This is a genomic window from Lentzea sp. NPDC005914, assembly GCF_040629405.1.
Classification (GTDB): domain Bacteria; phylum Actinomycetota; class Actinomycetes; order Mycobacteriales; family Pseudonocardiaceae; genus Lentzea.
Window position 1 is genome coordinate 1 of the sequence record NZ_JBEXVQ010000030.1, and the last position, 18,566, is coordinate 18,566.

At 68.7% G+C, this 18,566-nt stretch carries 16 protein-coding genes and 1 tRNA gene; 4 read left to right on the forward strand and 13 right to left on the reverse strand.

Annotated elements, in window-relative coordinates; genetic code table 11:
* Window positions 1-68: 68 nt before the first annotated feature.
* The gene (locus ABZ345_RS33630; RefSeq protein ID WP_359857776.1) at window positions 69-1,196 is read left to right on the forward strand and encodes an alginate lyase family protein; all 1,128 of its coding nucleotides are present in this window, start codon (window positions 69-71) and stop codon (window positions 1,194-1,196) included.
* Between the two features lie 153 nt (window positions 1,197-1,349).
* Here the strand turns inward: ABZ345_RS33630 and ABZ345_RS33635 are convergent.
* The 3 genes from ABZ345_RS33635 to ABZ345_RS33645 all read right to left on the reverse strand — a co-directional run bounded on the left by ABZ345_RS33635 (window position 1,350) and on the right by ABZ345_RS33645 (window position 4,626).
* Window positions 1,350-1,421, reverse strand: a tRNA-Val gene (locus tag ABZ345_RS33635).
* 56 nt (window positions 1,422-1,477) lie between these two features.
* Window positions 1,478-2,857, reverse strand: a complete 1,380-nt coding sequence (locus ABZ345_RS33640; protein WP_359857779.1) for a carbohydrate-binding protein — start codon at window positions 2,855-2,857, stop codon at window positions 1,478-1,480.
* 125 nt (window positions 2,858-2,982) lie between these two features.
* A complete protein-coding gene (locus ABZ345_RS33645) occupies window positions 2,983-4,626 on the reverse strand; it encodes a bifunctional 3'-5' exonuclease/DNA polymerase (RefSeq protein WP_359857782.1) in 1,644 nt (547 codons plus the stop codon).
* A gap of 216 nt (window positions 4,627-4,842) precedes the next feature.
* On the opposite strand from ABZ345_RS33645, the gene ABZ345_RS33650 reads away from it, so the two are divergent.
* Both ABZ345_RS33650 and ABZ345_RS33655 read left to right on the forward strand, forming a co-directional pair.
* Window positions 4,843-5,760: a class I SAM-dependent methyltransferase gene (locus tag ABZ345_RS33650; protein WP_359857785.1), complete on the forward strand. Its 918-nt coding sequence runs from the start codon at window positions 4,843-4,845 to the stop codon at window positions 5,758-5,760.
* Between the two features lie 111 nt (window positions 5,761-5,871).
* On the forward strand, window positions 5,872-8,289 hold the full coding sequence (locus ABZ345_RS33655; protein WP_359857788.1) for a hypothetical protein: 2,418 nt from the start codon (window positions 5,872-5,874) through the stop codon (window positions 8,287-8,289).
* Here ABZ345_RS33655 and ABZ345_RS33660 read toward each other — a convergent pair.
* Together ABZ345_RS33660 and pruA are read right to left on the reverse strand one after the other, a co-directional pair.
* Window positions 8,276-9,199 carry a proline dehydrogenase family protein gene (locus ABZ345_RS33660; protein ID WP_359857791.1) on the reverse strand — a complete coding sequence of 308 codons (924 nt, stop codon included), beginning with the start codon at window positions 9,197-9,199 and terminating at the stop codon, window positions 8,276-8,278. The two genes, ABZ345_RS33655 and ABZ345_RS33660, sit on opposite strands and share 14 nt — an antisense overlap.
* Window positions 9,199-10,827, reverse strand: coding sequence for an L-glutamate gamma-semialdehyde dehydrogenase (gene pruA, locus ABZ345_RS33665; RefSeq protein WP_359857794.1), 1,629 nt, complete (start codon window positions 10,825-10,827; stop codon window positions 9,199-9,201). Before pruA ends, ABZ345_RS33660 begins: the two co-directional genes overlap by 1 nt.
* A gap of 110 nt (window positions 10,828-10,937) precedes the next feature.
* Between pruA and ABZ345_RS33670 the strand changes: the two genes are divergently transcribed.
* Window positions 10,938-12,461, forward strand: a complete 1,524-nt coding sequence (locus ABZ345_RS33670) for a helix-turn-helix domain-containing protein (protein WP_359857797.1) — start codon at window positions 10,938-10,940, stop codon at window positions 12,459-12,461.
* Here ABZ345_RS33670 and ABZ345_RS33675 read toward each other — a convergent pair.
* From ABZ345_RS33675 to ABZ345_RS33710, 8 genes are read right to left on the reverse strand one after another with little or no spacing between them, the layout of a single operon-like run.
* The gene (locus ABZ345_RS33675) at window positions 12,443-13,072 is read right to left on the reverse strand and encodes a YidC/Oxa1 family membrane protein insertase (protein ID WP_359857800.1); all 630 of its coding nucleotides are present in this window, start codon (window positions 13,070-13,072) and stop codon (window positions 12,443-12,445) included. The genes ABZ345_RS33670 and ABZ345_RS33675 overlap by 19 nt on opposite strands.
* Window positions 13,073-13,113: 41 nt before the next feature.
* Window positions 13,114-13,398, reverse strand: coding sequence for a DUF6412 domain-containing protein (locus ABZ345_RS33680; RefSeq protein WP_359857803.1), 285 nt, complete (start codon window positions 13,396-13,398; stop codon window positions 13,114-13,116).
* A gap of 10 nt (window positions 13,399-13,408) precedes the next feature.
* Window positions 13,409-14,146 (reverse strand): hypothetical protein, encoded by a 738-nt coding sequence (locus ABZ345_RS33685; protein ID WP_359857806.1) that lies wholly within the window; start codon window positions 14,144-14,146, stop codon window positions 13,409-13,411.
* Window positions 14,143-14,688: a sigma-70 family RNA polymerase sigma factor gene (locus ABZ345_RS33690; RefSeq protein ID WP_359857809.1), complete on the reverse strand. Its 546-nt coding sequence runs from the start codon at window positions 14,686-14,688 to the stop codon at window positions 14,143-14,145. The genes ABZ345_RS33685 and ABZ345_RS33690 overlap by 4 nt, the downstream gene beginning before the upstream one ends.
* A 46-nt stretch (window positions 14,689-14,734) precedes the next feature.
* Window positions 14,735-15,322 (reverse strand): uridine kinase, encoded by a 588-nt coding sequence (locus ABZ345_RS33695; RefSeq protein ID WP_359857812.1) that lies wholly within the window; start codon window positions 15,320-15,322, stop codon window positions 14,735-14,737.
* Complete coding sequence (locus tag ABZ345_RS33700) at window positions 15,319-15,861, reverse strand: DUF402 domain-containing protein (protein ID WP_359857815.1); 543 nt, start codon at window positions 15,859-15,861, stop codon at window positions 15,319-15,321. Before ABZ345_RS33700 ends, ABZ345_RS33695 begins: the two co-directional genes overlap by 4 nt.
* The gene (locus ABZ345_RS33705; RefSeq protein WP_359857818.1) at window positions 15,839-17,113 is read right to left on the reverse strand and encodes an NAD(P)/FAD-dependent oxidoreductase; all 1,275 of its coding nucleotides are present in this window, start codon (window positions 17,111-17,113) and stop codon (window positions 15,839-15,841) included. Before ABZ345_RS33705 ends, ABZ345_RS33700 begins: the two co-directional genes overlap by 23 nt.
* Window positions 17,114-17,170: 57 nt before the next feature.
* Entirely contained in the window at window positions 17,171-18,544 is a 1,374-nt protein-coding gene (locus ABZ345_RS33710) for a GAF domain-containing protein (RefSeq protein WP_359857820.1), read from the reverse strand.
* Window positions 18,545-18,566: the final 22 nt, after the last annotated feature.

An 18,566-nucleotide genomic window follows, 5' to 3' on the forward strand; every position in this document is an offset into this window, starting at 1 on the left:
GCCGGGGCTTGTTCGAGCCCGTGGTCTTCATAAGGACATCCTTCCAGGGGCAAAACCCCTGATCTCAGGTGTCCGTCAAAACGGGTCAAGCCCAGGCCCCTGCGAACGCCGCCCCGCCGGCGTTCACCCACCCCGGTGTGCTCGTCAACGAGGCCCAGCTCGACGTCGTGCGCACCCGCGTCAACGCCGGAACCCAACCGCAGAAGCGCGCATACGACGCGATGATGGGTTCCCGGTACGCATCTCTCTCGTACACCCCACATCCCCGCGCCGTCGTCGAGTGCGGGCCTGTGTCCAACCCGAACCTCGGCTGCACCGACGAACGCGAGGACGCGATCGCCGCCTACACCCACGCCCTCGCGTGGTACGTGACGCGGGACGCCAGGTACGCCACCAAGTCCATCCAGATCATGGACGCCTGGTCGGCCACGATCCGCGACCACACCAACGACAACGCGCACCTGCAGACCGCGTGGTCCGCGTCGAGCTGGCCACGCGCGGCGGAGATCATCAAGCACGTCTACGGGAACTGGCCCAACTCCGGCCGGTTCGGCACGATGCTGCGCAACGTCTACTACAACGAGATCCAGGGCAGTGACCCGCGCACGGGCAACTGGGAGCTCAGCATCGCCGAGGCGATCGTCGGCATCGGCGTGTTCCTGGACGACAAGGCCATCTACGACCGCGGTATCTCCTTGTACCGCGCGAGGGTTCCCGCGTTCATCTACCTCACGTCCGACGGCGCGTTGCCCAAAACGGTGCCCAGCAACAACCTCAACACCCGAGAGAAGATCATCGGCTTCTGGCACAACCAGTCGACGTTCGTGAACGGCCTCACCCAGGAGACCTGCCGCGACTTCGTCCACACGGGATACGGACTGTCCAGCATCTCGCACGTGGCAGAGACGTCCCGTATCCAGGGCGTCGACCTCTACCCGGAGGTGGGCACGCGACTCAAGGAAGCGCTGGGCTTCCAGACCACCTACGAGCTGACCGGGCCGCCGTCGTGGCTGTGCGGCGGGACGGTCAAGCGCGGCCTCGGACCGATCACCGAGGTCGGCTACAACGCCATGCACAACCGGCTCGGCAACCCGATGCCCAACACCGAGACGTGGACGACCCAGCGCCGGCCGCTCGGCACGAACAACCTGTTCGTGTCGTGGGAGACGCTGACCCACGGCGACAACCCGGCCTAGAAGCGAAAACGGCCCGTCAGCTCAGTGCTGACGGGCCAGTCGGGGGTCCGGGGGCGGAGCCCACCGGGTGGGGTCTGGGGGCTGCGCCCCCAGAAAACACAACGGAGCGAGCCGGTTCGCGCTTTCCGCGAACACAACTCGCCCCGAGTGCAGTGGACGATACTGGGATTGAACCAGTGACCCCTACCGTGTCAAGGTAGTGCTCTCCCGCTGAGCTAATCGTCCGCGACTTGCAGGACGAGATTCTAGCTCAAGGCCGAGCCGGGCCGCTCACCCCGGGGTCAGGTTCCGAACTTCACCCAGTTCACGCTCACGTACGGCGCCGGCTGTCCACTCGTGAACGTCACGTACACGTCGTGGGTACCGGAGACGTTCGAGATGTTGGCGGGAATGGTCTTCCACGCGTCCCACCCGCCGGTGTTGCCGACCGCGAACGTGCCGATCGGAGCCGCCGTTCGCGAGTCCAGTCGCACCTCGACCAGTCCGCTCACCCCGCCACCGGCACCCGACGCCACGCGGGCGTAGAACTGCCGGGCCGGACCGGAACCGAAGTTCACGCCGGAGAACTTCAGGTAGCCGCCGTTCGCGATCTGGTTGACGGCCGAACCGCCGTCACCCACCCCCACCGAGCCACCGGATCGCTCCGAGGCGTTCTCCGCCTGCAGCTCGCTGTACGCGGAACCCCCACCGCCGGGGTTCGACGTCGTGGTCGTGGTGGTCGGGGGAGTGGTACCGCCGCCAGCCGAGTAGACGGCCACGTAGTCCACCACGAGCGAGTGTCCGGACTGGGTGGCCGCGACAGGGGTCGGCTGACCGTTGTTCAGCGCGTCGGGGAACGCGCCGCCGATCGCGAGGTTCAGCAGGATGAAGTACCCCGCGTGCGACGTCATCTGGTTCCAGACGGCCGTGCCGACACGCGCCTGGGTGACCTGGTGGAACGACTGGCCGTCGACGAACCACGTGAACGTCTTCGCGGCGTCGTCCCACTCGAAGCGGTACGTGTGGAAGGCCGACTGGCAGGACGCGCCGGGGCACGCCCGCGAGTTGCCGATGCCGGTGAACTCGCCGCAGGCGCCGCCGGGGGCGACGTCGCAGTGCAGCACGCCCCACACGGAGTTGATGCCGTTGACGTTCTCCATGATGTCGAACTCGCCGATGCCCGGCCAGTTCCAGTAGTTGCCGCGGTACGGCGAGCCGAGCGCCCAGAACGCCGGCCAGTAGCCCAGTGCGGACTGGCCGGTGACGTTCGGCATCTGGATGCGGCCCTCGATGGCGAGCTTGCCGCCGGGAGCGGGCTTGAAGTTCGCGCGCTGGGTCTCGATGCGCGACGACGTCCAGTTGCCCGAGCCGTCCTTCAACGCGGTGATCCGCAGGTTGCCGGACCCGTCGAGTTTGATGTTCTGAGTGTTGTTCGTGTAGTTCTGGACCTCGCCGGTGCCCCAGTTCGCGGGGCCGCCTGGGTAGGCGTGGCCGAGATCGAAGATCCAGTTGGAGCTCGACGGCAGCGATCCGTTCGGGCCGTTGAAGTCGTCACCCCACACCTGCGTCCATCCCGCTGCAGGGGGTGGGATCGAAGCGTTGGCAGACATGGCGGCTATCGCCAGGGGTACCGCGGCAAGAAGAGCTGTCGTGGCCGCGAGGATGCGGCGGCGTGGCTTCATGCGCGAGTGACCTCCTTGTCACGGGTGCAGTCCATTTATGAGAGCGCTCTCACGGGGGTGAGGGCAAGCGGCCAATCGGAGCAACGACGTCGAACGGCGCAGGTCGTGCAGCGTCTCGTTTGGACTTATTTCGCGTCGGCGTAGCACTTGACGGGCACGGCGTTCATCGGGAACCGCACCGCCGTCTCCCCGAAGAGCAGCCGCGTCGCCTCACGTCCGGCCACGGCGATCGCCTCGATCACCGCGTCGGCGTCCGCGAGCGGGCAGTGCACGAGCACCTCGTCGTGCTGGAAGAACACCAGGTGCGCCTCGGCCGGGAGCTTGGTGCGCAGCACGCCCAGCAGCGCCGCCGTCCAGTCCGCCGCGCTGCCCTGCACGACGAAGTTGCGCGTGAACCGGCCCCAGTTGCGCGCCGCCTGCCGCGACGAGCTCGACACCTCGCCGGAGTCGTCGGCGCCGCCGGTCAGCTCCTGCCACGCCGCCGAAGGCGTGGGCGAGGTGCGGCCCAGCCGGGTGCGCACCATCCGGCCCTGCTCACCGGCCTGCGCCGCCGCTTCCACGTAGCCCACGGCGACGGGAAACCTCTTGCGCAGCACGGCGAGCAGCGGCCCGGCCTCGCCGGACGTGCCGCCGTACATCGCCGACAACATCGCGATCTTCGCGCGCGGCCGCTCGCCCTTGAACGAGTCGTCGGCCAGCGCCGAGTACAGATCGTCGTCCGTGCACACCTCGATCAGCCGCTGATCTCCTGACAGGGCAGCGAGAATCCGCGGTTCGAGCTGCGAGGCGTCGGCCGCCACGAGGCACCAGCCGTCGTCCGCGATCACGGCCTGCCGCATCAGCCGCGGAATCTGCAACGCCGCACCGCCCCGCGACGCCCACCGCCCCGACACCACGCCACCGACGACGTAGTCCGGCCGGAACCGCCCGTCGCGCACCCACGCGTCGAGCCACGTCCAGCCGTGCGCCACCCACAGCCGTGCGCGCTCCTTGTAGTCCAGCAACGGTTCCACGGCCGGATGGTCGACGTTCTTCAACACCCACCGCCGCGCGGACGGCACCTCGATGCCCGCACGCGCGAACGCCCGCACGATGCTGGCGGGCGCGTCCGGGTTGATCTCCCTGCCGCCGAACGCCTCCTGGATCCGGTCCACCAGGTCCTGCAACAACTTCGGCCGCGTGCCCGGAGCCGGTCGCGGCCCGAGGACCTCCTCGAGGATCCGGTTGTGCACGTCCTCCCGCCACGGCAGCCCGTGGAACGTCATCTCCGCCGCCACCAGCGCTGACGCCGACTCCGCCGCGATCAGCAGTCCCAGTCCCGGATTCCGTTGCTGCGCCCGGTAAACCAGCGACAGCGCCGCCAGTTCGTCGGTGTCGCCCGGCAGCCGGACCGCCTCCGGCTCGAACAACGTCAGCTCGACGTGGTGCTTGCGCGGCCCCAGGTCCGCGGGCGCGGGCAGCTTCAACTCACGCGCGACGGCCGCCGGCAGTTCTTTCGGCTCGCGGTGCCTGCCCTCGGCGCCGAGCAGCAACGTCTCGGTCAGGTGCAGGTCCCAGCACCGGTCGACCCGCACGTCCGCGGCCAGCAGTGCCGGGTAGACCTCGGCGGTGTCCGCCCACACCCACCGCGGTCTGTGGGCGCGCTCCAGCGACGCGACGGCGGAGGCCAGCGACGAGGCCGCCATCGCGGGACCGGCAGGGGTCCCGTCGTCGTGCAGCTTCTGCCACCGGCCCGCACCGTCCGCTTCCGGGACGAGGGCGACCAGCACGCCTCAGATTGTGCCTCCCAGGTCTGACAGTTTCAGTCCAGACTGAACCGAGTTGTACCGGGAAATGGACCGGGACAATTTGGAAACCTTTACAACTATCGCCATTCCCGTTCGAATTCTATGGATTCTCCCGGAATGGATGTACGAAGGGGCATCTCCTGGTGGGAGCGCTGCCACAGTGCGAAACAAAGGAACGCTCACCTTGGGAGAAGCCTCATGACCAACGGCAACGCGGCTACCGGCCTGCGCGACCTCAACGCCGGCGTCCCCGGCGCTGACCAGATCAAAGGTGCCGTCTCGGCGGTCTACGACGACGTGGCGTCGTGGTCGCGGACCGGCGACTTCTGGAACTGGGGCATGCACTGCCCGGAACTGCTGAATGAACTGACCGATATTTGCTCGAACTTCAACGCGGGCGTGAGTGACGGTTTCTCCGAGCAGCTCTACTTCCAAACTCTGCGCGGGCTGCCGTACAGCAAAAACGACTTCAAGAGCCTCAGCGTGCTCGAGGTCGGGTGCGGCATGGGCGAGGGCCTGAACTTCCTCACCCGGCTCGTCGACCCTGCCCGAGCGGTCGGGCTGGACATCTCGGGAGCCGCCGTCCGCCGGGCCAGCGCGCTGCTCGCGCGCGGCGAGCGGCTCACCTACGTCGAGGGCGACGCGGAGCGGCTGCCGTTCGAGGACGGCGAGTTCGACCTCGTCATCAACGTCGAGAGCTCGCACAACTACCCGGACGTCGACCGGTTCTTCCACGAGGTCGCCCGCGTGCTCAAGCCGGGCGGCCACTTCTCGATCATCGACGTGTTCGATCCCCGGTCCTCCGCGCGGTTCAGCACACTCCAGGAGGAGATCGACGACTTCGCGTGGATCCACGAGCGCGACGTCACGGAGAACGTGAAGAGCTCGATCCGCCAGCGCATGGCACCGGGCAGCTTCTTCCGCAAGGAGTACGCCCGCAAGCAGATGCCGTTGCGGGCACGGATCATCGGCGGGCTCGGCGGCGCGCACTACGCCGGCGCGGACTTCATCGGCCACCGCGACACTCTCTCGCGCGTCCTCGAACTTGCCCGTGTCCGCCCGAAGTTCGTCGGCGAGTACGAGAGCTACCGCCACCACCTCGCACGGCGCGTGTAACCGTTGGAGGATCTCCAAGCCAGTCAGCAAAGGAGTGAAGGAGAAACGGGAAGACTCCACGATGGTGTGGTCTTCCTACCCCTGGCCTGACCAGCGGCCGACTATGAGGCAGTGGACCGAGCACTCAGCGTCGCCGCACTGCTGGACCCCACCCATCAGGTGGTCCCCTTTCACGGCAGAGAATCCGAACTGCACGTACTGACGCAGTGGCGCGACAGCCCCGCGCCCCTGGCGTCTCTGCTGCTGCACGCACCGGCGGGCGCGGGCAAGACCAGGCTCCTCCAGCGGTTCGAGGAGGAGTTCGACCAGACGCACGGCAGGCTGCTGCTGATCGACGACGCCGACCGCCTCACCTGGAACGACATCTTCCTGAGGCTGCAGGACACGCTCCGGCACGGCCCGGAGCGCACGCGGGTGCTGCTGGCGGCGAGGACCACGGGCTGGTGGTGGTCCTCGACCCGCCAGCGCATCGCGGACTTCGACCACGAGGTCACCGACCTCGAGCTCGAACCGACGCTCCACGACCGGGCGGAGTCGTTCACCCTCGCCTGCCAGCACTTCGCCAAGCAGTTCACCGTCACGGCACCGGACGAGCCGCCACCGAACATCGCCCAGGAAACGGTCCTCGACCTGCACCTGGCCGCGTTGACCGCGGTCCGCGGCGACCCGTGCGACGTGAACCGCACCCAGCTCGTCCGCCAGCTCCTCAAGCACGACAACGGTCCCAGAACGGGCCGTCTCGCCGAAGACCATCTCGCCGTGGACACCCCGGACACGCCTGACCCGGACCTGCTCGCCCGTGCCGCCCAACGCTGGCCGCACCTGCACACCAAGCTCGACGAGCTGATCGACGCCAACCCGGAGATCGTGCTCGAGATGCAGCGCGACAGCCTGAGCATCGCCGCCGAGATCGGCTCGTCCGCCACCGTCGACCACATCGCCCGCCAGGTGTTCCGCGACGAGCGGTTCGCCACCGACTCGATTCCCGCCGTCCTCACGAAACGCCTCGTCGACCGCGCCCAGAGCACCCTCGAACGCGCCGAGATGTACGGGATGCTCAGCGCCCGCACGGCACTCTGCGGGCTGCGCGAGGAAGCCGTCGAAGCGTCCCTGGCCGAGGTCGAGTGCTACCGCGAGCTCGTCGGCCAGGACCGCGAGAACCGCCCGCTGCTCGCCGACTCGCTGGGAGATCTGGGCCTGCGGCTCATCGCCGTGCACCGCACCGAAGAGGTCCTCCAGGTCTCCGAAGAGGCGATCCGGCTCTGGCACGAGATCGCGATCGACGACCCGGAGACCGTCCCGCAGCTGGCCTCCGCCCTCGAGCAGATCAGCTACCGCTACCAGACGCTCGGCATGCACGAGGCCTCGATGGACGCCATCAGCCGCGCGGCCCAGATGTACCAGGAGCTCGCGAAGACGCACCCCGCGCTGTTCCGCGGCGACTTCGCGAGGGTCGCGGCCACGGTGGCGCGCCGCTACCACGCGGAGGGCGAGAACACCTACGCCGCCGACTCCATGCAGCTCTCGATCGCGAACTGGCGCATCCTCTCCCAGGAGGACCCGCGCTACGAGCCGGAACTGGCCCGCAACCTGGCCGCGGCGGGCTCGATGCTCGTCGAGTTGCGCCGCGCCGAAGCCGCGAACGAGACCCTCAAGGAGGCCGTCGAGGTCTTCCGCAGGCTCGCCGTGGTGAACCCGCAGACGTTCCGGCCCGAGCTGGCTGACGCGTTGATGCGGCACAGCCAGGCGTTGCGCGACGTGTGCCAGGACCCGGACGCCAAGCTCACCGCGCAGGAAGCCGTGATGCTGTGGCGGGAGACCGACGATCGCAAGGGGCTCGGCACCGCGCTGCTCAACGTCGTCAAGGTCGCCCAGGACTTCGACGCCGAACTGGTCGCGGCGCAGGAAGCCGTTGAGGTGTACCGGGAACTGGCCGCCGAGAACACCGTCGGCCACCAGGTCGACCTCGCGATCGCCCTGGCCGCGCTGACCGAGCAGCTGCTCGTCCAGGACGAGGTCGACCGGGCACTGACCAGTGCGACGGAGGTGTTCGACATCGCCCGGCGGCTGCCTTCCCAGCTCGTCGACTTCTTCGGCGCCGAGCTCGCGGTCGCCATGCAGCCCATGACGTCCACACTGTCCGAAATGGAGTATCACGCGCACGCGCTGGAGTCGTCCGAGCTGATGGTCGACATCTGGCGGGCGCACAAGGACAAGTCGCCGGGCGCCTATCTCGCGGCCGTGCAGCAGCACGCGTGCAAGCTCCGCGGCGCGGAACGACGTGTGGAGGCCAGGAACACCGCCCACATGGCCGTCGTGTTGTGGCACATGACCGCCGGCGATCTGGAGAAGGAACCCGGATACGCCGACGCGCTCACCGTCTACGCGCGGCTCTGCGCGGAGACCGAGTACGAGCTGCGGAAAGCACTCCGGCTCACCCACCGCGCCGTGGAGATCATGCGCGAGGTGGGTGAGCCGGTGAAGCTGGAGTTCGCCCTCGAAACGGTCGAGGCGCTCAGCTCTTCGTGAGCAGCGACCGCACGAAGAACGCCACGTTGGCCGGACGCTCCGCCAGACGACGCATGAAGTAGCCGTACCACTCGTCGCCGTACGGGACGTACACGCGCATGCGGTTGCCTTCAGCGGCAATACGACGCTGCTCCTCGGGCCGGATGCCGTACAGCATCTGGAACTCGTAGGAGTCCTTCGAACGCGCCCAGGCCAGGTCGGCCGCGATCGCGATCAGGCGCGGGTCGTGCGAGGCCACCATCGGGTAGCCGTCGCCCTCCATGAGCACCTTCAGGCAGCGCACGTACGACAGGTCGACGTCGTGCTTGTCCTGGTACGCAACGGAAGCGGGCTCCTGGTACGCGCCCTTGCACAGCCGCACGCGCGAACCGGCGTACGCCAGGTCGCGGCAGTCCTGCTCGGTCCGGCGAAGGTACGCCTGCAGCACCGCGCCGACCCACGGGAAGTCCACCCGGAGCTCACGCAGGATGCCCAGCGTGGAGTCCGTGGTGGTGTGGTCTTCCATGTCCAGCGTCACGGTCGTGCCGACGACAGCGGCGGCCGCGCAGATGCGCCGGGCGTTCTCCAGCGCGATCTTCTCGCCGTCGACCGCCAGCGACTGGCCGACGGCGGACAGCTTGACCGACACCTCGGCGCCCTCGGTCAGACCGTGCGCCTCCAGCCGCCCCAGCAGCGTCAGGTAGGCCTCGACGGTGTCGTTGGCCTGCGACTCCTCGACCGTGTCCTCACCGAGGTGGTCCAGCGTGACCAGACGACCGTCGCCGACGACCTCGGCGGTCGCGCGAATCGCCGCCGAGACGTCGTCACCGGCCACGAACCGCTCGACGACGGGCCGGGTCAGCGGCGTCGACTCGACGAGCTTGCGCGCGCTCCGGTTGCGAGCGGCGGCGAGAAGGGTGCTGCGCAGCATCACGCCCCCTGGTGCGGGTGGAGGTGGGTGGTGGGCGCCGCGAAGGTCTCCTTGATGGAGCGCGGGCTGACCCAGCGGAGCAGGTTGTGGACCGACCCCGCCTTGTCGTTCGTGCCGGACGCGCGCCCGCCGCCGAACGGCTGCTGGCCCACGACCGCACCGGTCGGCTTGTCGTTGACGTAGAAGTTGCCGGCGGCGAACCGCAGCTCTTCCTGCGCGTGCGCCACGGCAGCACGGTCACGAGAGATGATCGAGCCGGTCAGACCGTACGGCGCCGCGCTCTCCATCTGCTTGAGAACGGTGAGGTAGTCGGCGTCCTCGAACACGTGGACGGCGAGCACCGGGCCGAAGAACTCGGTGGTGAACACGGAGTTCGACGGGTCCGAGCCGACGAGCACGGTCGGCCGCACGAAGAAGCCGTCCGAGTCGTCCGCGGTACCACCGGCGGCGATCTCCAGCGAGGAGTCGCTGCGAGCGGCCTGCAGCACGCCCGACAGCTTGTCGAACGAGCGGCGGTCGATCACCGCGCCACCGAAGTTCGAGAAGTCGGTGACGTCGCCGTAGGTCAGCGCCTCGACCTCGGCCAGGAACTGGTCCTTGATCTTGTTCCACACCGAGCGCGGCACGTAGGCGCGCGACGCGGCCGAGCACTTCTGGCCCTGGTACTCGAAAGCACCGCGGATCATGGCCACGCGCAGCACGTCCGGGTCGGCCGACGGGTGCGCCAGGATGAAGTCCTTGCCACCGGTCTCGCCGACGATCCGCGGGTACGAGCGGTAGTTCGCGATGTTCGAGCCGACCTGCGCCCACAGCTTCTGGAACGTCGCGGTGGAGCCGGTGAAGTGGATGCCCGCGAGATCGGGGGAGTTCAGCGCCACCTCGGACACGGCCAGACCGTCACCGGGCAGCAGGTTGATCACGCCGGGCGGCATGCCCGCCTCTTCCAGCAGCCGCATGGTGAGGTGCGCGGCGAAAGACTGGGTCGGCGACGGCTTCCACAGCACGACGTTGCCCATCAGCGCGGGCGCGGTCGGCAGGTTGCCGGCGATGGCGGTGAAGTTGAACGGCGTGATCGCGTAGACGAAGCCCTCGAGCGGGCGGTGGTCGGTGCGGTTCCACACGCCGGGGGAGGAGATCGGCTGCTCGGCCAGCAGGGTGCGGGCGAACTGCACGTTGAAGCGCCAGAAGTCGATCAGCTCGCACGCGGAGTCGATCTCGGCCTGGATCGCGGTCTTCGACTGGCCGAGCATCGTCGCGGCGTTGAGCGTCTGCCGCCACGGACCGGCGAGCAGGTCGGCCGCGCGCAGGATGATCGCCGCGCGGTCGTCGAACGACATCGCGCGCCACGCCGGGGCAGCCTCGCGGGCCGCGCGCAGGGCGTCGTGCGTGTCCTGCTGGGTCGCGCCGGCGAGCGTGCCGAGGACCGAGCGGTGGTTGTGCGGCTGGACGACGTCGAACCGCTCGCCGCCACCCATGCGCTGCTCGCCACCGATGGTCATCGTCAGCTCGAGCGGCTCCTTCTGCAGCTCGGCCAGCTTGGCCTGCAGTTCCGCGCGCTCCGGGGTACCGGGGGCGTACTGCAGCACCGGCTCGTTGACCGGGGCGGGAACCTGGGTGACAGCGTCCACTCGGCAACTCCTCTTCGAGATCTGGGTGCCCAAACCGTAAGTCCGGGGCACGGTCCGGCCATTGTGCAAACGGCCAAGATTCACCAGTTCAGATGTACGATCGAACAGTTATGAGTCTTCGCCACATCCTGATCGCTTTGGGTGATCCACTCGTCGAACTGCAGGTCGCGCCCAACGGCCTGGAGGTCGACGTGCGCGATGTCGTGATCATGGATCCGGACGACCCGCCGGATGTGGCCGCCGGTGACCTCGCGCTGCTGATCGGTGCTCGTGGCCGGGCCGCATTGCCGCTGATCAGGGCCGCCGGACGGGCGAAAGCCGCGGCGGTGGCCGTCAAGGAGAGTTCCCAGGCCCTCGAACAGGCCGCGACCGACGCGGGCGTGGCGTTGCTCGAAGTCCGGCCCGAGGTCCGCTGGGGACATCTGGAGTCGCTGGCCAAGGGGGTGCTGACGACCACGACCGACGACGGTGAGGTTCTCGGTGACCTGTTCGCGTTGGCGCAAACGATTGCGACGCTGACCGGCGGCATCGTCAGCATCGAGGACACCGCGAGCCGCGTGCTGGCCTATTCGCGCTCGTCCGACGAGGTCGACGAGCTGCGCCGGCTGTCGATCCTCGGCCGTCAGGGCCCCGAGCCGTACCTGAAGATGCTGCGCGAGTGGGGCGTCTACAACCTCCTCAGGTCGTCAGAGGAAGTCGTCCGCATCGACGAACGCCCCGAGCTGGGCATCCGCAAGCGCATCGCCGTCGGCATCCACGCGGGGGCTCAGCCGTTGGGCGCGATCTGGGTGCAGGAGGGCGACCAGCCGTTGACCGAGCAGGCGGAACGGGCGTTGCTCGGCGCCGCCCGCGTCACCGCCCCGCACCTGATCCAGCAGCGCAACCAGCCCACGTCGAGGTTCCGCGAGAACCTCCTCGCCGCGCTGCTCACCGGCCGGATGGACGCCGCCACCGTCGCGGGCCAGATCGGCGCCGACCCGAAAAAGCCCGCCGCGGTAGTGGGTTTCGCGCTCCGAGGCGGCGAGGGCGACCGCAGCGAGCACGAGCTCCGGCGCGCCGAGATGACCGGCCTGATCTCCGTGCACGCGGCGGCGTACCGGCGCAGCGCGCTGGTCAGCGAGTCCGGCGGACGCACCTACGTGCTGCTCCCGGACCTCGCCCCGAACGCCCAACTTCTGAACCTGACAAGGGAAATCGTCACGACCGCACGACGGCACCTGCACACGTCCGTCCAGGCCGCGGTCGGCTCGACCGTGTCCACATTGGACGAGGTGCAGGTCTCCCGGCAGGAGGCCGAACGAGTGCTCGACGCGATGGCCCGCGACCTCGACGACGAGGTGGCGACCCTGGCCGACGTCCGCTCCCAGGTGCTGGTGAGCGAGATTCTGGCTCTGCTGCAGGACAATCCCCGGATCCGCGATCCCCGCATCGAGGCGCTCGACCCGGAGCTCGCGAAGTCGTTGCTGGCCTACCTGGACGCGCTGGGGGACGTGCGCGCGGCTGCCGACCGGCTGCACGTCCACCCGAACACGTTGCGGTACCGGCTGAAGCGTGCCAGAGAGAGTGGTGGCGACCTCGACCTGGACGATCCGCTCGTCCGGCTGATCGCCCAGCTTCAGCTCAGGATGCGGTAGAGCAGCGCCCGTTCCGCGATCGTCCACGTCGACGTGGTGAGCAGGTACAGACCGGCGGCCAGCGGCAGGTAGGCCGCGACCAGGATCGTCATGAACGGCAGCACCTTCATCAGGCCGGTCATGAAGCCGGGGGTGGGAGTCGGCGACGGGTTGGCCGCCATTCGCGACTGCTGCCAGCGCACGGTCAGATACGCGACCACCGCCATCAGGCCGAACAGCACGAAGAACACCCACGCGAAAGTGCTCACGAAATGAGCACTCAGTGAGATCCCGAAGATCGACCCCTCCAGGAGAGGACTGGGGGTCGTGGCGACCTGGTACATGACCATGAAGAACGGCATCGTCGCGAGCATCGGCAGCATGCCCGCGAACATCGAGACGCCGTTCGCCTTGTAGACCTTCTGCGACTCCTCCGTGAGCCGCATGACGTCCTTGCCGTACTTCTTCTGCAGCTTCTGGATCTCCGGGGCGAGCTTGGCCTTGGCCTTCTCGCCCTTGACGGCCGCGCGGGCCAGCGGGTGCAGCATCAGCCGCACCGCCATGGTGAACAGAACGATGGCGAGCGCGGGTGCGCCGAGGCTCGCCAGGGCAGCGCCCAGGTCAGCGAACAAGGGTTGTTTCTCCGTATCGAGTTGGGGATCTTGCGGACGTGTCAGAACGTCCGGCATCCCGGTGCTCGAGGACGGGGCCGACCAGCGGCGTCAGGGTTTCGCAGCCGCAGTTGGGCTGATCGTTGTGCGCGTTCCCTGATCGACAGCGAGCGCGCCGGCGCCACGGAGAGCGGCACCAGCGCGACCACGACGACCAGCGCGAGGGCGAGCGCGGTCACGGCCGCGACGACCTCGGTCGGAGACGAGAACAGCGTGAAGGCGTAGAGGGCAGGCAGGAAGACCGCGAGCACCAGCATCGCTCGGTTCCTGGTCTCCGGCCGCCACATGCCGTCGAGGTTACTTGATTTCCGCACTCTCCGTCCCGATAACGTCGCCTCCGCCGTCGTACAGCGTGACCGAGAGCGGCTTCGCGGCGGTCGGCCACCAGGCGACCATCCACCCGTTGGCGATCGTGGCGGTGACCTGCTTGCCGTCCTCGGTGCTGACGCGTGCTTTCGCCACCGCGGAGCCGACCTCCGCTACCAGCGTCCGGCGCGGCTCGCCCTCGCCGGGATCGGGATTGCTCGACACCAGGCTCTGCAGGCGGAACAGGTCCGAGCCGAGCGGGGGCCGTCCGCGGGGATCGCCGCCACCTCCCGCCGTCTCGATGCCCTTCGGCGTACCCAGACACGACTCCTGCATCTCCGGGCCGGTGAAGAGCACCAGCGTCAGGTCGCCGCGCTGGTCGACGATCGTCAGGTCCGTCGGCGGATCCGGCCAGGTGGGGTCGTTCCCGTGAAAGCCGCTGTTCTGAGTGATCATCTGCCTGCATTGCGCGACGACGGCGTCCGCGGCGGGACCGGGAGCGCGTGGCTCGGCGGTCCAGGACGCGTAGGCGGACGGGTTGGCCGGCGTCCACAGCACGGTCGTGACGACGGCCGCCGCGGCCAGCGCACTCGCGGGCACGACGACCCGCCACCACCGGCGGCGCGGCTTCTCCTCGAGCGCGTTGAGCAGCGCGTGCTTGCGGACCTGCACGCGCCCAGGGTCGAGCTGCGGGATTTCAGGGGTGATGTTCCCAGGATTGATGCTCACAGTGCCTCCTCCACCAGAGCGCCACGAACTGTTCGTTGCGCGCGAGCGAGGCGGGACTTCACCGTGCCGACCGGGATGCCGAGCACCTGGGCGATCTGCGCCTGGCTCAGGCCGGACCACGCGGACATCTCGAGCACCTCCCGATCTCCCGCGGGCAGCTTCTCCAGCTCCGCGATCACCGCCTTGGTCCTGGCTTCCGCGTCCACCCGCCGTGCCACGTCGTCGGCGTGGTCGTCGTCCGGGTCGGGCAGCGGCACCTTTCCCAGCGCGGCCCGGTACCGCGACCGGGAGCGTTGGTGGTTGCGGGTGACACCGAGCGCGACCGTGTACAGCCATGGCAGCAGCGACCCCTCAACCGCCACCGACATGCGCTTGCGCCACGTCTCCATGAACACAACGGACATCAGGTCCTCGGCCGCCGCCCACGCGCCGGTGCGGCGCAGGCAGTAGGCGAACACGGCTTGGGCGTGGCGTTCGAACAGCTGCCCGAAAGCCTCGCCATCGCCGGCCCGGACCTGCCCCCAGAGTTCTTCGTCGGTCACGGACCCTCCTCTCTGCCCCGTCTATGTCCGCAGGCGCAGGGGTGGTTCACGACTCGACCAGACCTGGCCGTTCCGGGTGGTCGTAACGGACGAAGAGGTCGGCCACCGGCTCGTAGTCGTCGAACGCGGGCAGCGTCCACTGCTCGGTGGTCTTGCGTTTCAAAGCGCCGGGGGAGAGCCACAGGTGGACCGTGAGCTCGGCCGGCAGCCAGCGGTCCAGAAGCAGCGTGCCGTCCACGATCACCACGCCGTTCTCCGGCACGTCGACGTACTCGGCGCGGCTGGCCCGGTCCGTGGCGGCGTTCCACAACGACGGCAGCACCTTGCCGTCGAGCGCCGGGTCGAGGACCTCGCGTTGCAGGCCGTGGAGATCGAACCAGTCGTGCCGGTACGAGTACGTGTCGGTGCGGCCGTGTTCCAGCCGCACCGACGCAGGACGCAGGAAGTCCTCAGTGGACACCCGCTGGACCGCACGACCCAAGGCGCGCAACGGTTCCACTACCGCGTCCGCGAGCCTCCCCGGTTCGGCGGCGGGTGCGCCGTCGATCAGCACCCGCACCCGGCCCTGCTGTGCCGAAACCCGGTCGACGATCTCGGCGACGAGCGCGTCGAACGTGAGCGGACGAACCTTCACGGGTGCCAGTCCGCCCAGGCCGTGTCCCACCAGATGTCACCGGACGCGAGCATCTTCTCGATCTTGACGCCCTCCGCCCGGATCGCTTCGGCCTCCTCGGCGGAGTACTTGCCGGACGCGACCTGCTCCTCGAACTCGTCGAGGTCGCGCTGCTCCCACGTCCCGTCCGCGCGCATCGTGTAGTCCAGCGCGTGGTCGAGCGTGTCGAAACCGTCGTCGGTGCGGCGGTAGGGAGCCTGCAGGTTCAGGTAGTAGTTGCCGAACACCCGGTCGTCGCCGTGCCAGAACAGGTCGACCGAGTACGCGTCGTCCGGCCGGTGCAGCATGAGCTTCCCGTGCCCGCGCCAGAACCCGCGTTCGGGCTTGTCCCACGGATGCGGGTGGTGGTGGTCGGGGTAGGTGAGCCGGGTGCCCGGCTCCACGAACACCGCGAGCAGTCCTGGCTCGTCCGCGACCACCCTCGTCGGCATCTCCGACCAGACCTTGCCGTGCAGCACCTCACGCCGCACGACCACCTCACCCGGCGTGAACAACCTCATGGTCAGAATTTACGTGATCGCGGTGGGAGGCTTCGTCGGCCAGCATCTTCCGCTTGAACGCGGGCACGGCGTTGGTGACGCGCAGGAACGTCCGCAGGAACGCGAGCACCACCCGTCCGATCACCGGCTTGTGGATCGCGCCGTTGCCGTCCATCTGCTCGCGCGACGCCAGCACGGCCTCGAAGCCGTACTTGACCATCTCCTGCTCGTACTCGGAGATCGCCTGCACTGGGTCCTTGCCCTGATTGGCCTCGGTCAGCTTGCGGGTGAGCAGTTCCGCGTCCCGCAGCGCCGTGTTCGCGCCGATGCCGCGGCCCGGCGTCATGAGGTGCACCGAGTCGCCGATCAGCGTGACGTTGCTCGGCTCCCACCCCTCCACCGGCTCCGAGGTGCGGACCTTGATCTCGAACACCGTCTTCGGGTCGGCCAGCCGGAAGAGCTCGCGCAGGTTCGGGTGGAACTTCGGGGTCATGTCGAGCACGACCTGCTTGAGCTGCTCCTGGCTCATGCCCTTCATGTCCGGGAACTTGTCGTGCGAGGCCGCGTAACCCCACATGATGTAGTCGTCCTCGACGCCCTCGCCGTCGAACCGCATCACGTGGATGATCACGAACGCGCCCTTGGGCCCGTACAGCAGCGTGACCCCGCCGTCGGCATTGGGCGGCAGCAGCTTCACGTTCTCCGGCGTGAGCGGCAGCTTGCCCGCGATCGTGGTGATGCCGGTGTCCGCGATCTTGGCGTGCGGCAGGTACTGCCTGCGCACCCTGGACTGCGCGCCGTCCGCGCCGACCAGCACGTCGCCGGTCTCGGACGTGCCGTCGTCGAAGAACGCGGTGACCGAACCGTCGTCGTTGCGGCTGAAGCGGGTGAACGTCTTGCCGAACTGGACGACGTCCTCCAGGCCGTTGAGCAACGCCGTGCGCATCGCGATGCGGCTGACCGACTTCTCGCTGCGGGCCTCGTCGGTGCCCGGCGAGAACTCGCCGACCAGCAGCTCCTTGTACTTCTCGGTGCGCATGTTGATGTAGCGCGGCGGCCTGGCGGTGGTGCGGACGAACTCGGCGAACACGTCTGGGGGTAAGCAGCTGTGCAGCGCCTTGCTGCCGTCCGGGCTGATTCCGACCCGGTAGCCGATCAGCATGCTGCGCGGCGTGCGGTCGCGTTCGAACAACGCCACGTCCACGCCGGCCTTCTTGAGCCCGTGCGCCAGGCACAGGCCACCGGTCCCCGCTCCGATGATGAGTACGCGCATGAATCCCCCTCAACTAAGTCTCTTAGTTGAGAAGATATTCAGTTCGCGAGACTCTTGTCAATCGTCTTGGTTGAGTCTCCTCAAGCGCGCCGAGCCGATCGCACGGCGCACGTCGTCCACGGGAAGCAGCCTGACCAGCTGTTCCAGCGCCTCGACGTCGTGTTCGCCGGAGTCGGTCTGGGTGAACGTCCAGATCGCGTTCGCGTCCCCGCGCGACAGGACGGCCTTGCGCACGCCGGTCGCGAGGTCGTCCCGTTCGGCCAGCACCACAGGTGCCTCGGAGCGGCGCAGCAGGGAGCCGCGGTACCTGCACGCGGCCAGCGGCACGTCGCCGTCCTTGAGCGCGGCGCGCACCGCCAGGAAGTCGGCTTCGACGTCGGCGGTGAGCCGGTAGGGCCTGGTCGACAGCACGTCGGTGCCGAGCTGGGCGCGCAGCCGGTGCAGCTCGGCGCGCACGGTCGTGGGGTTGCCGCGCTCGCCGTAGAGGCGCAGTGCCAGCTGATCGGCGGACAGCCTGCCGTGCAACGCCAGCGCGAACAGGATCTCCGCGTGCCTGAGCGAGATCGGCACCTCGCGGCCGTCGAGCACGACCTTGGGTTCGGGCAGCAGGAACGACAGCGACAGCACGGATCTGCGCACGTGCCGCTGCTTCGGGACGCGGAGAAGGTAGCCCTGGGCAAGCGTTTCCAGCACCGCTTCACGGCCGTCCGGCAGCAGCACCCGGTCGCTGGAGACGTCGACGCGCGACGGCAGCAGCCCGTACGGCTCGACGGCGACGACCCGGCCGGTGGGGCTGAGCAGCGCGCCCGGTTCGCCTCTGAGCGCGATCAGGTGCCGCATGTTGCGCGCCCGCAGCTCCTCGTCCTGCGCGTGCATCCTGGCGAGCATCTCCGCCTCGGCGAGCCGGGCCGACGCGGACACCAACGCCACCATCGAGGGATGGACGGTCTCGATCGGGCCACTCAGGTCGACGACACCGATCGTGGAGCCCGAGTCGGGGTCGCGGATCGGGCTCGCCGCGCACGTCCAGTGGTGGTAGGTGCGCACGAGGTGCTCGGCCGAGTGGACCGTGACGGGGGAGTTCACCGCGAGCGCGGTGCCCATCCCGTTCGTGCCCGCCGCGTCCTCCGACCAGCGCGTTCCCTCCGCCAGGCCGACGTCCTCGGCGCTGGTGCGGGTGTCGTGGGAGCCCTCGCACCACAGGATGTGGCCCTGGGCGTCCGCGACGATCATGATGTGCTTCGCCTCCTGCGCGAAGCCCAGCAGCGTTTCTCGCAGCAGCGGCAGGCTCGGGTGCAGCGGATGCCGTTCACGCAGGTCGGGAAGCTCGTCCGCGGCGAACACCGTCGGCGCGGTGTGCAGGTCCGGGTTCACGTTGGCGGCAAGTGACCGTTGCCACGACGCGGAAATCACCGAGCGTGGCGAATCCACCGTGCGAGTACCACTCAACACG

What these genes read in the sequence shown, in the direction of transcription:
- ABZ345_RS33700 (WP_359857815.1), bottom strand. Translation starts at nt 15,861, where the DNA reads ATGAGGTTGTTCACGCCGGGTGAGGTGGTCGTGCGGCGTGAGGTGCTG.
- ABZ345_RS33705 (WP_359857818.1), bottom strand. Translation starts at nt 17,113, where the DNA reads ATGCGCGTACTCATCATCGGAGCGGGGACCGGTGGCCTGTGCCTGGCG.
- ABZ345_RS33670 (WP_359857797.1), top strand. Translation starts at nt 10,938, where the DNA reads ATGAGTCTTCGCCACATCCTGATCGCTTTGGGTGATCCACTCGTCGAA.
- ABZ345_RS33680 (WP_359857803.1), bottom strand. Translation starts at nt 13,398, where the DNA reads ATGTGGCGGCCGGAGACCAGGAACCGAGCGATGCTGGTGCTCGCGGTC.
- ABZ345_RS33660 (WP_359857791.1), bottom strand. Translation starts at nt 9,199, where the DNA reads ATGCTGCGCAGCACCCTTCTCGCCGCCGCTCGCAACCGGAGCGCGCGC.
- ABZ345_RS33640 (WP_359857779.1), bottom strand. Translation starts at nt 2,857, where the DNA reads ATGAAGCCACGCCGCCGCATCCTCGCGGCCACGACAGCTCTTCTTGCC.
- ABZ345_RS33650 (WP_359857785.1), top strand. Translation starts at nt 4,843, where the DNA reads ATGACCAACGGCAACGCGGCTACCGGCCTGCGCGACCTCAACGCCGGC.